The organism is Streptomyces sp. Ag82_O1-12 (genome assembly GCF_900182715.1).
GTDB classification, from domain to species: domain Bacteria; phylum Actinomycetota; class Actinomycetes; order Streptomycetales; family Streptomycetaceae; genus Streptomyces; species Streptomyces massasporeus.
On the sequence record NZ_FXUW01000001.1, the window covers coordinates 861,261 to 877,885 of the forward strand.

A 16,625-nucleotide genomic window follows, 5' to 3' on the forward strand; every position below is an offset into this window, starting at 1 on the left:
CGTCCGCCGGAGAGCGATCAGAAAGATTCAGAAAGGATGCTTCCAGCACACACCGTACGTAACCGCATGATCACATTCCCTATAGATCGGACACGCGCCGCGGGCGGAGCACTGCACCCTGTCAGCGGAGCCCGGCCGGTGCGATGCTGGAGGTGTCAGCGCTCTCCCGAGATCCGCCGGATCCCCCGGGTAAGGAGTTCTCCGTGCTGCGAGTCGCCGTCGTAGGCTCCGGGCCGAGCGGGTGCTACACCGCCCAGAGCCTGGTCCAGCTGGACTCCGAGGTGCGCGTCGACGTCCTGGACCGGCTGCCGTCCCCCTACGGCCTCGTCCGCTACGGCGTGGCACCCGACCACGAGAAGATCAAGTCCCTGCAGAACAACCTGCGCGCGGTCCTGGAGCACGAGCGGGTCCGGTTCCTCGGCGGTGTGCAGATCGGCCCCGGCGGCGTGACCGTCGGCGGGCTGCGGGAGCTGTACCACGCGGTGGTGTACTGCGTGGGCGCCGCAACCGACCGGCATCTTGGCGTTCCCGGGGAGGACCTGCCGGGGAGCTGGTCGGCGACGCAGTTCGTGTCCTGGTACAGCGCCCATCCGGATGCCGTGGACGCCGATTTCCTGCGGGATGCCCGGTCGGCCGTGGTCATCGGGGTGGGGAACGTCGCCGTGGACGTCACCCGGATGCTGGCCCGGGGACTGGCCGAGCTGACCCCCACCGACATGCCACAGGCGGCCCTGACCACCCTGGCGGACAGCCGGGTCACCGAGATCCACATGGTGGGCCGGCGCGGCCCGTCCCAGGCCCGGTTCACCACCAAGGAGCTGCGCGAGCTGGGCACCCTGCCGGAGACGGACGTCGTCGTGGACCCGGCGGAGCTGGCCCTGGATCCGGGATACACGGACCCGTCCGCACTGCCCGCCCCGCAGCGCCGCAACGTCGAGGTGCTGCGCGGCTGGGCCGCCACTCCACCGAAGGGCGCCCCGCGCCGCATCCATCTCCGGTTCTTCCTCCGCCCGGCCGAGCTGCTCGCCGAGCGGGGCCATGTGGGCGCGGTCCGGTTCGAGCGGACGGCCCCGGACGGCCAGGGCGGCGTGACGGACACGGACCGCCATGAGGTCATCGAGGGGCAGCTGGTCCTGCGCTCGGTGGGCTACCGCGGAGTTCCCCTGGAGGGCCTCCCCTTCGACCCGGTCACCGGCACCGTCCCGAATACGTCCGGGCGGATCCTGCGCGAGGGCGCTGTCGCCCCGGGCGAGTACGTGGCGGGCTGGATCAAGCGCGGCCCCACGGGCGTGATCGGCACGAACCGCCCCTGCGCGAAGGAGACGGCCACCTCGCTCCTGGAGGACGCGCCGGCCCTCGCTCTGCGGGCCGTGTCCGACGACCCCCTCCCGGCGCTGCGCGCGGCGGGAACCGACCCGGTGGAATGGCCGGGCTGGCAGTCGATCGAGCGGGCGGAGACCGAACTGGGAGCCTCACTGGGGCGGGGCGTGGTGAAACTTCCGGACTGGCCGTCCCTGCTGAAGGCCGCGGCGGACAAGGCTCCCTGAGGGCGCTCAGCCACCGAGCCGGGTGGCCTGCCGGGCGGCGGCGTCGAGCAGGGCGTCCAGCAACCCGGGGAACAGCCCGTCCAGGTCATCCCGCCGCAACCCGTTCATCTTGGCCGTCCCCCGGTACACCTGCCGGATCACCCCGCTCTCCCGCAGCACCCGGAAGTGGTGCGTGGTGGTCGACTTGGTGACGGGCAGATCGAAGTGTGAGCAGGACAACTCGCCCGGCGCGTCGGCGAGTTCTCGCGCGATCCGCAGCCGCATCGGATCCGAGAGCGCGTGCAGGAGGTCCTCCAGCCTGATCTCGCCGGACGCGGGATGCGGCAGGTCACGACTGCTGACGGCGGGGGACGGCACGGCGGGCTCCACTTCCTCGGGGACTCCATAGTACGAGAACCCTCGTAGTTTGACATCTACCGTACTACGATGCCTATCGTACGAGTCGACATCGGCCCCGTGACGAATGGAGTCCGCCGTGACCGCGCTCTTCGAGCCCTGCACCCTGCGCGAGCTGACGATCCCGAACCGCGTGTGGATGCCCCCGATGTGCCAGTACTCGGCGGCGCCGGAGGGCCCGGAGACCGGGGCCCCCACCGACTGGCACTTCGCGCACTACGCCGCCCGCGCCACCGGCGGGACGGGCCTGATCATCGTCGAGGCGACCGCGGTGTCGGCGCAGGGCCGCATCTCCCCCTACGACCTGGGCATCTGGAACGACACGCAGGTCGACGCGTTCCGCCGCATCACCCGCTTCCTCACCGCCCAGGGGACGGTGCCGGCGATCCAGCTGGCCCACGCAGGACGCAAGGCGTCGACGGACCGCCCCTGGAAGGGTGGCGCCCCGGTCGGCCCGGACGCCCACGGGTGGGACTCGGTCGCCCCGAGCCCGCTCGCCTTCGACGACAGGCACCCGGCCCCGGCCGAGCTGACCGTCGACCAGATCCATGACGTCGTCGAGCAGTTCGCGGCCGCGGCCCGTCGCGCGCTCGCCGCGGGCTTCGAGGTCGCCGAGATCCACGGCGCCCACGGCTACCTGATCAACGAGTTCCTCTCCCCGCACTCCAACCACCGCACCGACGCCTACGGCGGCTCGTACGAGAACCGCACCCGCTTCGCCCTCGAAGTCGTCGACGCCGTACGGAAGGTGTGGCCGGACGACAAGCCGCTGTTCTTCCGCGTCTCGGCGACCGAATGGCTCGAGGACGGCGGCTGGACCGCGGACGACACGGTCCGCTTCGCAGCCGATCTGCGGGCCCACGGCATCGACCTGCTGGACGTCTCCACCGGCGGCAACGCCTCCGGCGTCCGCATCCCCACCGGCCCCGGCTACCAGGTGCCCTTCGCCGCCCGGGTGAAGAACGAGACGGCCCTGCCGGTCGCCGCGGTCGGGCTCATCACGGACGTCGAGCAGGCCGAGAAGATCCTGGCCAACGGCGAGGCGGACGCGGTCCTGCTGGGCCGCGAGCTGCTGCGCAACCCCTCGTGGGCGCGGCACGCGGCGCGGGAGCTCGGCGGCGAGGTGCGGGTGCCGGACCAGTACCACCGGTCGGTCTGAACCGACCGTCCGGCCCGGTACCCGCCCGGGCACGTCAACCGGCCGCGCACGCCGTTCCGTTGAGCGTGAACGCGGCCGGGGCGGCGCTGTTGCCGCCGTGACTCGCCTGGTAGCCGATGCTCACGCTCGCGCCCGGCGCGATGGTGCCGTTGTACGCGACGTTGGTGGCGGTGACCGACCCGGACGACGGCGCGTACGTAGCACCCCAGCCGCCGGTGACCGTCTGCCCCGCTGGCAGCGTGAAGCCGAGCTTCCAGCCGTCCACGGCCGTCGTTCCGGTGTTGGTGAGGGTCACGGAGGCGGTCAGACCGGTGCTCCAGGCGTTCACCGAGGCCGTCACCCTGCACGCGCCGGGCTGGGGCTGGGGAGCCGGGCCGGAGCTGTCCAGGCCGAAGAAGGTGAGCACGCGGGACGCCATGCCCTGGGCGTACAGGTTGTGCCCGACGCCCTGGAGGCTGATGGCCTCCACGGGGGCCCGGTCACCCGTGCCGCCGTACCGGGTACGGGTCCAGCCGGACTGGGGCGTGTCGGTCGTGGTGGGGGTCTGGCTCGCGCCCCGCACATCGGTCCACTGCTTGATCTGCTCCCCGAAGTTGGGGTAGCGCAGGACGTCGTCCTCGGTGCCGTGCCAAATCTGCATCCGGGGCCGGGCGCCGGTGTAGCCGGGGTACGCGCCCCGGGCCAGGTCGCCCCACTCCTTCGGGGTGCGGATGACCGAGCCGCCCGAGCAGGCGCTGTTCCACTCGGAGCCGTCGGTGGTGGCGAAGCAGCCGAACGGGACGCCGGAGAAGGCGGCGCCCGCCGCGAACACGTCCGGGTAGTCCCCGAGCAGGACGTTCGTCATCATCGCGCCGGAGGAGATGCCGGTGGCGAAGATCCGGCCGGTGTCGGCGTTGTAGGTCCGGGTGGTCCAGTCGATCATCGACTTGATGCCGACGGGGTCGCTGCCGCCGCCGCGGCGCAGGGCCTGGGGCGAGGAGACGTCGAAGCACTTGCTGCTGCGGGTGACGGACGGGTAGAGCACGATGAATCCGTAGCGGTCGGCGAGCGTGTCGTACTCGGTGCCGTTGTACATGTCCGGGCCCGAGCCGGTGCACCAGTGCACGGCCACCACGACGGCCGGCTTCGGCGTGACGCTCTCCGGTACGTACAGGTACATGCGCAGGCTGCTGGGGTTCGTACCGAAGTTCGTGACCTCGGTGAGGGCCGCGGCGGGGACGGCACCCGCGCGGGCGGCATCGGGTGCGGGTTCGCCCGCGGCGGCCGCGGGCGCGATGAGCGCGGTGGCCGCGAGTAACGGCAGCAGCGCGGCGACGAGCGCGAGGAGCATCGACCGCAGGCGTCTCGGCGCCGTGGGGCGGGGGGTGGCAGACACGTCCGGGTTCCTTCCGTCGTGAGGTGCGGTTCAGGAAGCATCCGTTCGGCATGGTGACATGGACATGGTTTCCATGGAAGCGCTCCCACATCGTCGTCACCCTGACCAGGAGCGGCCGAACGCGTTCTGCGTGAGGCGTTGACTAGAAAGCGCTTGCCCTCTACGTTCCGTTCAGCAGCGTGACCCGCCGAAGCGAACACACCTCTACGGGAAGTCGTTTCGGACGTAACACTGAACTGCGTTCAGTTATATGAACAGCTCACTGAAGGCACTCCCCGACGGGACGCTCGGGCTCCTCGAGGAGCGCGACGCGCCTCCACCCCCACGACAGAAGGAATCGGGACATGACTTCTGCGACACGCCCGCGCGCCCGCCGGCGCGCACTGACCGGCGCACTGGCCACCCTCGGCCTCTCGGTTGGCATGATCATGACGACCAACGCGCCCACCGCGAGCGCCGCGACCTGGCCGACCCCCAACGGGAGCCAGGGCACCTCCTCCACCATCTCCGTGTCCGGCACCAAGGACTACGGGATGAAGCGGTTCTACGGCACCGGAGACCTGGCCGGTGACGGCCAGGAGGAGGGCCAGGACCCGATCTTCAAGCTCGCGAACGGCGCGGTGCTGAAGAACGTCATCCTCGGCGCGCCAGCGGCCGACGGCATCCACTGCGAGGGCAGCTGCACGCTGCAGAACGTCTGGTGGGAGGACGTCGGCGAGGACGCAGCGACCTTCCGCGGCGGCAACGGCGCGACCTACCAGGTGATCGGCGGCGGAGCGAAGAAGGCCGCGGACAAGGTCTTCCAGCACAACGGCGGCGGCACGCTGACCATCTCCAACTTCGCGGTGCAGGAGTTCAAGACGCTGTACCGCTCGTGCGGCGACTGCTCCACGCAGTACACGCGCAAGGTCAACCTCAACACCGTCGACGTGACAGGCACCGGCTCCACCGCGCGGCTCGTCGGCATCAACGTCAACCGCAACGACGTGGCGACGCTGCGGAACATCACGATCCGCAACGACTCCGGCCGCAAGGTCGTGCCCTGCCAGAAGTACAACAACAACACGGCCGTCGGCTCCGGACCGGACAGCAAGAACTGTCTCTACTCCACCTCGGACGTCACCTACAGGTAGTCCCGGGCAGGTCATCCTCCCCCCACGGTGAAGGCGGCCGTGCGAAGCGTCCCGGCGGGCGCTGCGCACGGCCGTCCGCGTCAGGTGCCGCGCACCCGCGCGCGCACCTCCCCGACCAGCTCCCGCTGGTAGTCGGTGTAGGCGGCGCGCAGTCCGGTGCCGGGCCAGTCGGCGGGCAGGAGTCCGGGCGGCAGGACGGGGTCGGTGAGCAGGTGCCGTACGACGGCGGCGAAGGCGGTCAGGCGGTCGGCCGGGCGGGGAGCGCCGGCGATGTGGTCGAGCAGGGACCGGGCCGTGGCGGACCAGGCGTCCAGCGGCCACAGTGTGTCGGCCAATTCGCCCGAGGGCCGGTCGGGGCGGGCCGTGTAGCGCTGGACCACCCGGTTCAGGTCACCGGGCAGGGCGCGGGTCAGGTTCGCGGGGCGGAGCCAGACACCCTCGCGGAGTTCGGCGAGCCGGAGGGCGTTCAGCCGGGTGCGCAGGTCGGCCCGTTCGGCGGGGCCGCGTCCCGTCGCGGTGACCACGACCATCTCCCAGTCGCCGTCCCACGCGCGCGTGCGCGGGTGCACGGCGTCGTCCTGACGGCGCTGGCGCTCCAGCAGCCGGTCGCTGAGGCGGTAACCGCCGTCCGTGCGCCGCAGATCCCCCGCGGCCACCATCCTGCTGAGCGCCGCCCGCAGGGTCGAGCCGCCGACGTCGAAGCCCTCCACGAGCCGCACCAGTTCCCTGGCCGGCAGCTCGGGCGGATGTGTCCCGAGGAGCAGGCTCAGCACGACCGACCGCGCGGACAGCGGACGCAGATCGAGCGCGCCGGACCGCGCCGGGACGTTCATCGGCATGGTCACGTACTGTACGCGGCGGAATTCCGTGTTGCAGGATTGCTGCGGTCGTAGTCAGAGTGCAACACTCGCGGCATGGTCTCGACACCGGACGAACAGCGGGCGCACGGCGGTCCCGGCACGCACGACGTCACCAACCAGGCCCCGCCCCTCACCCCCTACGACGCATCCGACGACACGGCCCTGCTGGAGGGGCTGCGGCGGGAGGGTGCAGGGTGGGCCGAGGAGGACCTGCGGCGGCTCGGCCGGCAGGCCGGGAGTGCCCAGGCGCAGGAGTGGGCCGACCTGGCCAACCGGCACGAGCCGGAGCTGCGGACGCACGACCGGTACGGCAACCGCGTCGACGAGGTCGAGTTCCACCCCAGCTGGCACCACCTGATGCGCACGGCGATCGGGGAGGGCCTGGCCGCCTCGCCCTGGGCGGACGACCGGCCCGGCGCCCATGTCGTGCGCAGCGCGGGCGGACTGGTGTGGGGGCACACCGAGGCCGGGCACGGCTGTCCGACGTCGATGACCTACGCGGCCGTTCCGGCGCTGCGCAGGCAGCCGGAGCTGGCGAAGCTCTACGAACCACTGCTGACGAGCCGGGAGTACGACCCCGTCCTCCGGGAGCCCACAGAGAAGCGCGGGCTGCTGGCGGGCATGGGGATGACCGAGAAGCAGGGCGGTTCGGACGTCCGCACGAACACCACGGCGGCCACGCCCACGGCCGAGCCCGGGGTGTACACGCTGCGCGGGCACAAGTGGTTCACCTCGGCGCCGATGTGCGACGTGTTCCTGGTGCTGGCCCAGGCACCGGGCGGGCTGTCCTGCTTCCTGGTACCGCGGGTGCTGCCCGACGGGACCCGCAACACCTTCCGCGTCCAGCGGCTGAAGGACAAGCTGGGCAACCGGTCCAACGCCTCCTCCGAGCCCGAGTTCGACGGGACGGTGGCCTGGCTGGTCGGGCCGGAGGGCCAGGGCGTGAAGACCATCATCGAGATGGTCAACTGCACGCGGCTGGACTGCGTGATGATGTCGGCCGCGCTGATGCGCAAGTCGCTCGTCGAGGCGGGGCACCATGCGCGCCACCGCAGCGCGTTCGGCTCACGGCTAGTGAACCAGCCGCTGATGCGCAACGTTCTCGCCGATCTGGCGCTGGAGTCGGAGGCCGCCACGACGCTCACCCTGCGGCTGGCGGGGGCGGCCGACCGGGCGATCCGCGGGGACGAGGGTGAGGCGGCGTTCCGCCGGATCGCCACCGCCGTCGGCAAGTACTGGGTGACCAAGCGCGGCCCGGCCTTCACCGCGGAGGCCCTGGAGTGCCTCGGCGGCAACGGCTACGTCGAGGACTCGGGCATGCCCCGGCACTACCGGGAGGCACCCCTGTTGTCGATCTGGGAGGGCTCGGGGAACGTCAACGCCCTCGACGTGCTGCGGGCGCTGAGCCGTGAACCGGGCACCGCCGAGGCCCTGTTCGGGGAGCTCGCCCTCGCCCGGGGCGCGGACGCCCGGCTGGACGCGGCCGTGACGCGGCTCAGGACGGGGCTGTCCGAGGCATCCGCGACGACGGCACGGCGTCTCGTGGAGCAGATGGCGCTGACCCTCCAGGGCTCCCTCCTGGTCCGGCACGCCCCGCCGGCGGTCGCCGACGCGTTCTGCGCGACGCGGCTCGGGGGCGACTGGGGGCATGCGTTCGGGACGCTGCCGGAATCGGCGGGCCTGGACGCGATCGTGGAGCGGGCGCTGCCCGGCGGCGAGGACTGAGGCGCCGGGACGGGCTGACGCCGGGCGGCTTCGCGGACCCCGGGCGGGTCGGCCGGGTCGGCGCGCCCGGGCGGGGCCGACTCGAACTCAAGCCATCGTGCGCACAGTTCGCGCACAGTCATCGCCCGATTCCGCTTCGTTGTCAGTGCCGTGGTGCAGACTCCCCGTCAGTTGGCAGTTCGCCTGGGGGAGGACACCGTGTTCAGGGGGATCGACGAGGTCGACTGGGCCTCGCTGCGCCACGCGTACGGCAGCGCGGAGGACGTGCCCGGACTACTGCGGGGGCTGGCCTCCGCCGACCCGGCCGAGCGACAGACCGCGCTCGACGGGATGTACGGCGCGGTGCATCACGAGGGCGGGGTCTACGACGCGACACTCGCCTGTGTTCCGTTTCTCCTCGCGCTCGCCGGCCGTGAGGAGGTGCGGGACCGGGCGGAGGTGGTGGAGCTCCTCGTCAGCATCGGTGACATCGACGGTGCCCCCGATGGTCCCGCGGCGAGCGTCCGGGAGGCCCTGCGGGCGCGTGCCGACGTCTTCGAACGGCTCGCGGGGGACGCGGACCCCGGCGTACGCCGGGCAGCCGCCGGGGCGCTGGTGCGGTTCCTCGGCCGGCCGGCGCGGGTGCTCGCCCTGGTGCGGGAGCGGATCACCGTGGAGCGGGACGACCGGGTGCTGCTCGCCCTGGCGGAGAGTCTCGGCCTGTTCGCGCGGCGGTTCCGTCCGACCGATGCCGCCCACACAGCCGAGGCGGTGCGCCTGCTGACCGAGCTGAGCGGGCCCCCTCACGGCCCCGGCCTGAGGCTCGCCGCGCTCGGGCAGCTCGCAGGGTGTGCCGAGGACCGGCTCCCCGCCGATCTCGTACCGACCGTCGTCCGCCTGCTCAGGGACAGATCCGAGCAGCGGGGTCGGGCGGGGCAGCCGTACGACGGTGCCGGTCCGGACACGCTCGCCGGCCGGCTGCGGAGGCTGCGCCCCTCGGACGAGGAGGGGTCCCGGCTGCTGCGGACCCTGCACTCGGCGCTCGGCAGCCGGGTGCCCGACCGGGTCGCCCTGCTGTGCGGCCAGTTGACCAGCCCGGATCCCCTCGACCGGTGCAACGGCGTGTGGATGTCGGCCGGGCTGATCCGGGAGTGGCGCACCGGCCACGCGGAGCCGGTCGTCCTCATCGGCAACCAACTGGGAGCGGGGGAAGCCAGGTTGCACGACGCGGCGGTTGCCGTCCTGGTGGAGCTCCTCGCGCTGGCCGCGCCCGCCGCCGACCCTCTCCACGCGCTGGTGACGTACCGTCCCGAGCTCCGGATACGGCACGCGGAGCGGGGTGCGCCGGCCCTGGGCGGTCCGCTCAAGGCACTGGCCGGGGCCGGGGACGCGCGGGCCGTACCGGTGCTGGCGGAGGTGCTGGCGGGCCCGGTCGTCCCGAACGATCTGGGGCTGGTGATACCCCACTTGGGCGGCGCGGCCGTTCCGCTCGCCCCGGCGCTGCGGCGACGGCTCGCCCGCGTGCCGCTCGACGCCTCCGACGTGCGCGAGCGGGCCGTTCCCCTGCTGTCGGCCCTCGCCGCACTGGGCGACGTCGAGTCCATGCCGGCGGTGCTGCGTCTGCTGCGGGGCATGCCGGACGGTGTGCGGCAGCGCGACGCCGTCACCGCGGCGGCGGTGCGTGCCCTCGGCGTGCTCGGCGGCGCGGCGCGCGAGGCGATACCGGAGCTGCGCGGGCTGCTGGGGACCGCCGGCGCGGTCGCGGCGGCCGACGCGCTGTGGTCGGTCACGGGCGACGCCGACGCCGTGCTGCCCGTACTGCTGCGGGAGTTGTCGGACACCGGGAGCGGTCACCGACGCCATGCCGCGGCCGTTCTGGGGCGGTTGGGCGCGGCGGCGCGTCCGGCCCTGCCCGCGCTGCGCGAGATGGCCGCCTCCGGCGACGAGTGGGCGCGGGTCACGGCCGCGTGCGCGGTATGGCGCGCGGCCGGGGAACCCGAGCGGTTCCTCCCCGTCCTGCGCTCCGCGTGGGCGGAACACCCGCGTACGCGCACCACGATCGCGGAGTGCGTCTCGGCGTTGGGGCCCGCGGGAGCACCCCTGCACGACGTGCTCCGGGCGGAGCTCGCCGCCCCCCGGCGGCATCGCAGCGACTGCGGCGGCCACCGCATACGCGAGGACCTGGCGTTGCTGCGGACGTGCCGGGAGGCGCTGGCCGGGCAGGGGCACCCGTAGGCCTCACCCGGCCGTACGCCCCCACATCGGGCCGAAGCGGGACCACTCCGCGTCCCACTGGTCGATGCGGCGGCGCTCCAGGCGGCTGCGGAGGCCTCGGCCGGCGCCCAGCGGGACGACCGCGGCGCACAGGCCCGACACGCCCCCGATCAGGGAGGCCCGTACGCGGGCCTGGGGCTCGGTGACGGGCCGGGTGACCTGGCGGCCCTCGGGGTCCGTCCACACGGTGACCGGGGCGCCGGCGGCGCTGCCCGCCGGGACCCGCAGCTGGCCGGAGTGCTCGGAGCCGTCCGCGGCATTCCACCGCGCCGTGGCCCACACCTGCTCGGCCCGGGACACGTGGGCGTTCTCGGAGGCCGTCCCCGGAGCGCGCTCGGCGAGCCGTGCCATGAGCGGGCGCCATTCGGCCCGTTCCCGGGCCAGCCCGTCCTCCACGGAGCGGCTCACCGCCGTCCCGGCCAGCACCCCGACGAAGACGGTGAGCAGCCACACGCCCAGGACGACCCAGGCCTCCACCCTGTCGGCGCGGCGCTTGAGCGGATTGCGCCGCCAGCGCCACAGCCACACCCTCGGACCACGTAACGCCATCGAAGGCCTCCTCCTCACGAGCCCACGACCATTCCGCCGCTCTCCCCATACGGACCGCGGTGCCCGGATGCTCAGTGCACCTGCCCGACGTGACGGTCCCCACGGGCCGGTGCCCTGTGGGGGCGGTCTGCGGGAGGCTGCGACCACAGCGTCGACACCCCTGCTGACCTGCGCCGGAACCCTTTCCGGAGGTGACTGTCAGTGGTCGGGTGCAGACTGGCCGGTGTTCGGGACGAAGGCGTCAAGGACGACGCCGCGGAGGTGATCGGCATGACCGAGGTACTGCTCGCCGTGGGCACGCGCAAAGGCCTGTTCATCGGGCGCCGGCGAGGTGGTGGCGCCTGGGAGTTCGACGAGAGCCCCTACTTCAACGCGCAGGCCGTGTACTCGGTCGCCATCGACGCCCGGGCCGGCACCCCGCGGCTGCTGGCGGGCGGCGACAGCGCGCACTGGGGCCCCTCGGTGTTCCACTCCGACGATCTCGGCCGGACCTGGACCGAACCCGCCCGCCCGGCGGTCAAGTTCCCCAAGGACACCGGGGCGTCCCTGGAGCGGGTGTGGCAGTTGCACCCGGCCGCCGCCGAGCCTGACGTGGTGTACGCGGGCACCGAACCGGCGGCGCTGTACCGCTCGGAGGACCGCGGGGAGACGTTCGAGCTGGTCCGGCCGCTGTGGGAGCACCCCACGCGGTCGAAGTGGGTGCCGGGCGGTGGCGGTGAGGGCCTGCACACCGTGCTCACCGACGCGCGCGACCCGAAGGCGGTGACGGTCGCCGTCTCGACCGCCGGAGTGTTCCGCACCCTGGACGGCGGCGCGAGCTGGGCGCCTTCCAACTCGGGTGTCTCGGCGGTGTTCCTGCCCGACCCGAACCCGGAGTTCGGCCAGTGCGTGCACAAGGTCACGCGGGACGGCGCCACCCCGGACCGGCTGTATCTGCAGAACCACTGGGGGGTGTACCGCAGCGACGACGCGGGCGCGCACTGGACGGACATCGGCGAGGGCCTGCCGTCCACGTTCGGCTTCGCGGTGGCGGCGCATCCGCACAGAGGCGACACGGCGTACGTGTTCCCGATCAACGCCGACGCCGACCGGGTCCCGGCCGACCACCGGTGCCGCGTCTACCGGACGGCGGACGCAGGCAAGAGCTGGGAGCCGCTCTCCGCGGGGCTGCCCCCGGAGGACCACTACGGCACGGTGCTGCGCGACGCGATGTGCACGGACGACGCCGACCCGGCGGGCGTCTACTTCGGCAACCGCAACGGCGAGGTGTTCGCGTCGGCGGACGACGGCGACAGCTGGCAGCAGCTCGCCTCGCACCTGCCGGACGTGCTGTGTGTGCGTGCCGCGCTCGTCGGCTGAGGCGCGGACGGGGCGGGGGGCGAGGGAGCGCTCAGGCGTTGGCCACCGGTTGATCGCCGCTGCCCGTACGGCAGTAGGGTGACGCCCGTGGCACCACGACCCTTGCATGAGATCGTCGAAGCGGGCTGGGCGAAGGCCCTGGAACCGGTGGCCGAACGCGTCGCCGCGATGGGGGACTTCCTCCGCGCGGAGATCGCCGCCGGACGCACCTACCTCCCGGCCGGGGCGAACGTCCTGCGGGCCTTCCAGCAGCCCTTCGACGACGTACGCGTCCTGATCGTCGGTCAGGACCCGTACCCGACTCCGGGGCACGCGGTGGGGCTGTCCTTCTCGGTCGCGCCCGAGGTACGGCCGTTGCCGGGCAGCCTCATCAACATCTACCGCGAGCTGAACGCCGACCTGGGGCTCCCCCAGCCGTCCAACGGCGACCTGACGCCGTGGACGCAGCAGGGCGTACTGCTGCTCAACAGGGCCCTGACCACCGCCCCGCGCAAGCCCGCCGCGCACCGCGGCAAGGGCTGGGAGGAGGTGACGGAGCAGGCGATCCGGGCCCTGGCGGGGCGCGGCAAGCCGCTGGTGTCCATCCTGTGGGGCCGTGACGCCCGCAATCTGCGCCCGCTCCTCGGCGACCTGCCCTCCGTCGAATCCGCCCACCCCTCCCCCATGTCGGCCGACCGCGGCTTCTTCGGCTCCCGCCCGTTCAGCCGGGCCAACGACCTGCTGATCCGCCAGGGCGGCCAACCGGTCGACTGGCGCCTGCCGTGACCGGAGTGTCGGAGGGTTCCGGGTTCCTCGCCGTGGACTCCGGCGGCTCCGGACTCCGGGCCGTGGTGGGAACCGCCGAGCGAGGACCGCTCGCCCGGCGGGAATCCCGTGAGCCGGTCCGCACCGGCGAACGGGGCATCGACCCCGAACACTTCATGGCGCGACTCGTGCCGTTGGTGCGCGCGTTGACCGCCGAGGCGGGGGCGGTGCCGCTGACCACCGTCGTCGTCGGCGCGACCGGGCTGGCCTCTCTGGGGGGCGGGCTGCGTGCCGAACTGCCGGGCGCCCTGTCCCGGGAGTGGGGCGTGCGCAGGGTCGCGCTGGCCGCCGACGCCGTGACCGCGTACGTGGGTGCGCTCGGCACACGCCCCGGTGCCGTGATCGCCGGGGGGACCGGACTGATCGCGATCGGCACCGACCTCACCGGCTGGCGGCGGGCGGACGGCTGGGGGCATCTGCTCGGCGACTGCGGAGGTGGTGCGTGGATCGGGCGGGCCGGTCTCGAGGCCGCGCTGCGCGCCCACGACGGGCGTGAGGGCGGCTCTGCCGGGCTGCTGGCCTGCGCCGAGGAGGTGTTCGGGCCGGTGGCGGGGCTGCCCGGCGCGCTGTATCCCCGGCCCGACCGGCCGGCCGTGCTCGCCTCCTTCGCGCCCCGCGTGGCCGCCTGCGCGGACGAGGACCCCGTCGCGGCGGGCATCCTGCGTGCGGCCGCCCGGCACATGGCCGACTCCGCGGCAGCCGTGTGCCCCTCCGGCGGCGCGTCGCGCATCGCCGTCACCGGCGGCCTGTTCAAGCTGGGCGAGCCGTTGCTCGGCCCTCTGGACGAGGAACTGGCGCGGCGGCTGCCACAGATGCAACGGGTTCCGGCCGAAGGTGATCCCCTGCACGGCTCGGTACGCATGGCGGCCGAACTGAGCAGCGGTTCACTCGTGCTGCCGAGTGACGGGACGATGCTGTCCGTGACCACCCGTTCGGGTGATTGATCCGTTCCTTTCCCCTCCGTACGTAACTCATCAGACAAAACAGGACGGATACCGCTCACCTGCACCCTCCCCGAACAGGGGAACCCGAGAAGCCAGTAACATGCGGCGCCATGAGTTCCCCCACTGGGCCCGCGGATGGCCTGCCTGTACGAATGCCGCGCCCCCGCCAGCCCGGACGGCACCGCCGTCCCGAGCCGCTGGTTGCTCCCGAGGGCGCGCCCGCGCTCGTCCTCGCCGTGCCGGGGACGCCCAGTAGCGCCACGCGCAGCCTCGCCGAGGAGGTCGTGAGCATCGCCCGCTCCGAGCTGCCCGGCCTCGACGCCCGCATCGGTTACCTCGACGGGGACAACGCGGAGTTCCCCTCGCTGCAGGCCGTGCTCGTGCACACCGCCGAGGAGCGCACGGCCCGTTTCGAGCAGGCCCGCGCCGCCGGCCTGGACGTCAAGATGCCCGACGGCCCCGTAGCCGTCGTCGTGCCGCTGCTCGCCGGGCCGGACAGCGCGCTGCTGCGCCAGGTCCGCCAGGCCCTCATGGAGAGCCGTGTCGCCGCCGAGCTGACCGATGTCCTCGGTCCGCACCCGCTGCTCGCCGAGGCGCTGCACGTGCGGCTGTCCGAGGCCGGTCTGGCACGCGCCGACCGCGCCCGGCTGTTCACCGTGGCGACCGCCGCGGACGGCATCGTCCTGGCGTCGGTGGGCGGTGACGAGGCCGTGCAGGCGGCGGGGATCACCGGCATGCTGCTCGCCGCGCGCCTCGCCGTGCCGGTGATGGCCGCGGCCCTGGACCAGGAGGGCTCCATCGCCTCCGTCGCCGAGCAGCTGCGCTCCTCGGGTTCGCAGCAGCTGGCGCTCGCGCCGTATCTGATCGGTCCGGAGATCGAGCCGGGTCTGATCGAGGAGGCCGCGAAGGAGGCGGGCTGCTCCGCCGCCGAGTCGCTCGGCCCCTATCCGGCGATCGGCAAGCTCGCCCTGGCCAAGTACACGACGGCGCTGGGCATCGCGCCGCAGCAGGCGCAGAGCACGCCGGCCCGCTGACGCGAGGCGCTGCGCACGACGCCGAGAAGGCCCGCTCCGGTTCGGAGCGGGCCTTCGCCGTCGGGGGTGGGCTCATGGGCTTCCGGGGCATCGGGCCGGATGCGGGCGCGTTCGGTCCGTGGCCCTCGGTCCTCAACCCTCGGTCCTCAACCCTCGGTCCTCAACCCTCACCCCTCAGCCGAGGACCACGCACGAGGCCGCCGTCACCCGGATCGAGCCGCCTCGTCGCGGGACGCCCGTGAGTGGATCGACCGCGAACCACGTCACGTCGCCGGAGCGCTCGTTGGCGACGTACAGGGAGCCGCCGGAGGCGGTGAGGGCGCGCGGCCAGTGGCCGCCGCAGTGGACCGTGGTGACCAGCCGCAGCTCCTCGCCCTCGGCGCCCTCGACGGCGAGCACGGACAGGACGTCCTCGCCGCGGGTGGCGGTCCAGACGAAGCGGCCGTCGGGCGAGGTGACGATGCCCGAGGGGTAGGCGTCGCGCGCCGGTGCGCCCGGCAGCACCGGGGTCTCGGACAGCGGCGTCAGGACGCCCGACGCGGCGTCCCAGCGGCAGACGGTGACGGACGGGCTCAGTTCGTTGACGACGTACGCCCGCGAGCCGTCCGGGTGGAAGGCGAGGTGGCGCGGTCCCGAGCCGGGGCGCAGAGCGGTCTCCCGGTGCAGGGCCAGGGCGCCGTCCGTCAGCGTGCACACCCGTACCGAGTCCGTGCCGAGGTCGACGCTGATGGCCCAGCGGCCGCTCGGGTCGGGCTGCACGTGGTGGGCGTGCGGCGCCTGCTGGCGGGGGGTGTGCGGCCCCGCGCCGCGGTGCCGGAGCACGCTGGAAGCGGAACGCGCGAGGGCGCCGTCGGGGCGGACGGGGACCGCGGTGACACTGCCGGAGCCGTAGTTGGCGGTCAGGACGTGGTCGTCGAACAGGCCGAGGTGGGTCGGGCCGCTGCCGCCGACCGGCACGGGCCGCCCGGCCGGCACGGGCTTGTCCCCGTCCACCCGGTACGCGGCCACCGCGCCGTCGGCGGTCTCACTGACCGCGTAGAGCGTCCGCCCGTCGGGCGCGAGGGTCAGGTAAGAGGGGTCCTGCACGGCGTTCACGCTGCTCAGCACGGTCAGCGCGCCGCTGCCGGGGTCGACCTCCGCGGTCACGATCCCGGGGCCGCCGGCCGCCGTGAACGACCCGATGTACGCCCGCCGCCCGCCGTCCGCCACCGCTGTCCCCTCTCACCCGCGCCGCCCGGAATGACCGCGCAGCCGATCATGCAAGGTCTAGACCAAACGGTCAAGGGTGCTTCGCCCGCCTGGACCCGTGCCGGACGCGGTGGGCACCGGCGGGAGGGGACGGCCCCGGCCCCGCCGAGGCAGGCTCCGGGCCACGCCGGACAGCGGCCCGTCAGGCGCTCACCAGCCGGCGGCGTGCACAGCCGGGCGGGCCAGGTCGGCTGTGCGCGCCGGGCCTGTGGGAATGCTCCGCCAAGCAAGCGGGCCTG

At 73.5% G+C, this 16,625-nt stretch carries 14 protein-coding genes; 9 read left to right on the top strand and 5 right to left on the bottom strand.

The features are described from left to right. The first annotated feature begins 203 nt into the window (after nucleotides 1-203). Entirely contained in the window at nucleotides 204-1,547 is a 1,344-nt protein-coding gene (locus QOL88_RS04065) for an FAD-dependent oxidoreductase (RefSeq protein WP_097215122.1), read from the top strand. 6 nt (nucleotides 1,548-1,553) lie between these two features. On the opposite strand, the gene QOL88_RS04070 is transcribed toward QOL88_RS04065, so the two are convergent. Next, a complete protein-coding gene (locus tag QOL88_RS04070; RefSeq protein WP_283445875.1) occupies nucleotides 1,554-1,904 on the bottom strand; it encodes an ArsR/SmtB family transcription factor in 351 nt (116 codons plus the stop codon). A gap of 118 nt (nucleotides 1,905-2,022) precedes the next feature. On the opposite strand from QOL88_RS04070, the gene QOL88_RS04075 reads away from it, so the two are divergent. Then, complete coding sequence (locus QOL88_RS04075; RefSeq protein WP_097222852.1) at nucleotides 2,023-3,102, top strand: NADH:flavin oxidoreductase/NADH oxidase; 1,080 nt, start codon at nucleotides 2,023-2,025, stop codon at nucleotides 3,100-3,102. Nucleotides 3,103-3,136: 34 nt separating this feature from the next. On the opposite strand, the gene QOL88_RS04080 is transcribed toward QOL88_RS04075, so the two are convergent. Then, complete coding sequence (locus QOL88_RS04080) at nucleotides 3,137-4,432, bottom strand: extracellular catalytic domain type 1 short-chain-length polyhydroxyalkanoate depolymerase (RefSeq protein ID WP_097215123.1); 1,296 nt, start codon at nucleotides 4,430-4,432, stop codon at nucleotides 3,137-3,139. Between the two features lie 389 nt (nucleotides 4,433-4,821). Between QOL88_RS04080 and QOL88_RS04085 the strand changes: the two genes are divergently transcribed. Then, nucleotides 4,822-5,610 (top strand): pectate lyase, encoded by a 789-nt coding sequence (locus tag QOL88_RS04085; RefSeq protein WP_097215124.1) that lies wholly within the window; start codon nucleotides 4,822-4,824, stop codon nucleotides 5,608-5,610. Nucleotides 5,611-5,690: 80 nt separating this feature from the next. On the opposite strand, the gene QOL88_RS04090 is transcribed toward QOL88_RS04085, so the two are convergent. Continuing rightward, the gene (locus QOL88_RS04090; protein ID WP_097215125.1) at nucleotides 5,691-6,449 is read right to left on the bottom strand and encodes a PaaX family transcriptional regulator C-terminal domain-containing protein; all 759 of its coding nucleotides are present in this window, start codon (nucleotides 6,447-6,449) and stop codon (nucleotides 5,691-5,693) included. A 75-nt stretch (nucleotides 6,450-6,524) separates the two neighbouring features. Between QOL88_RS04090 and QOL88_RS04095 the strand changes: the two genes are divergently transcribed. Next, nucleotides 6,525-8,195, top strand: coding sequence for a DNA alkylation response protein (locus QOL88_RS04095; RefSeq protein WP_097215126.1), 1,671 nt, complete (start codon nucleotides 6,525-6,527; stop codon nucleotides 8,193-8,195). Nucleotides 8,196-8,393: 198 nt separating this feature from the next. Continuing rightward, nucleotides 8,394-10,409 (top strand): PBS lyase, encoded by a 2,016-nt coding sequence (locus QOL88_RS04100; protein ID WP_097215127.1) that lies wholly within the window; start codon nucleotides 8,394-8,396, stop codon nucleotides 10,407-10,409. A gap of 3 nt (nucleotides 10,410-10,412) precedes the next feature. On the opposite strand, the gene QOL88_RS04105 is transcribed toward QOL88_RS04100, so the two are convergent. Further along, a complete protein-coding gene (locus QOL88_RS04105) occupies nucleotides 10,413-10,997 on the bottom strand; it encodes an Rv1733c family protein (RefSeq protein ID WP_097215128.1) in 585 nt (194 codons plus the stop codon). A 201-nt stretch (nucleotides 10,998-11,198) separates the two neighbouring features. Here QOL88_RS04105 and QOL88_RS04110 point away from each other — a divergent pair, with 201 nt between their 5' ends. From QOL88_RS04110 to QOL88_RS04125, 4 genes are all read left to right on the top strand, one after another. Then, entirely contained in the window at nucleotides 11,199-12,356 is a 1,158-nt protein-coding gene (locus tag QOL88_RS04110) for a WD40/YVTN/BNR-like repeat-containing protein (protein ID WP_097215129.1), read from the top strand. An 87-nt stretch (nucleotides 12,357-12,443) separates the two neighbouring features. After that, nucleotides 12,444-13,121, top strand: a complete 678-nt coding sequence (locus QOL88_RS04115; RefSeq protein WP_031110561.1) for a uracil-DNA glycosylase — start codon at nucleotides 12,444-12,446, stop codon at nucleotides 13,119-13,121. Next, nucleotides 13,118-14,104 (top strand): N-acetylglucosamine kinase, encoded by a 987-nt coding sequence (locus QOL88_RS04120; protein ID WP_097215130.1) that lies wholly within the window; start codon nucleotides 13,118-13,120, stop codon nucleotides 14,102-14,104. The genes QOL88_RS04115 and QOL88_RS04120 overlap by 4 nt, the downstream gene beginning before the upstream one ends. Before the next feature lie 110 nt (nucleotides 14,105-14,214). Next, nucleotides 14,215-15,138: a sirohydrochlorin chelatase gene (locus QOL88_RS04125; RefSeq protein ID WP_097215131.1), complete on the top strand. Its 924-nt coding sequence runs from the start codon at nucleotides 14,215-14,217 to the stop codon at nucleotides 15,136-15,138. Between the two features lie 174 nt (nucleotides 15,139-15,312). On the opposite strand, the gene QOL88_RS04130 is transcribed toward QOL88_RS04125, so the two are convergent. Further along, nucleotides 15,313-16,347, bottom strand: coding sequence for a lactonase family protein (locus tag QOL88_RS04130; RefSeq protein WP_097215132.1), 1,035 nt, complete (start codon nucleotides 16,345-16,347; stop codon nucleotides 15,313-15,315). Between the last annotated feature and the right edge of the window lie 278 nt (nucleotides 16,348-16,625).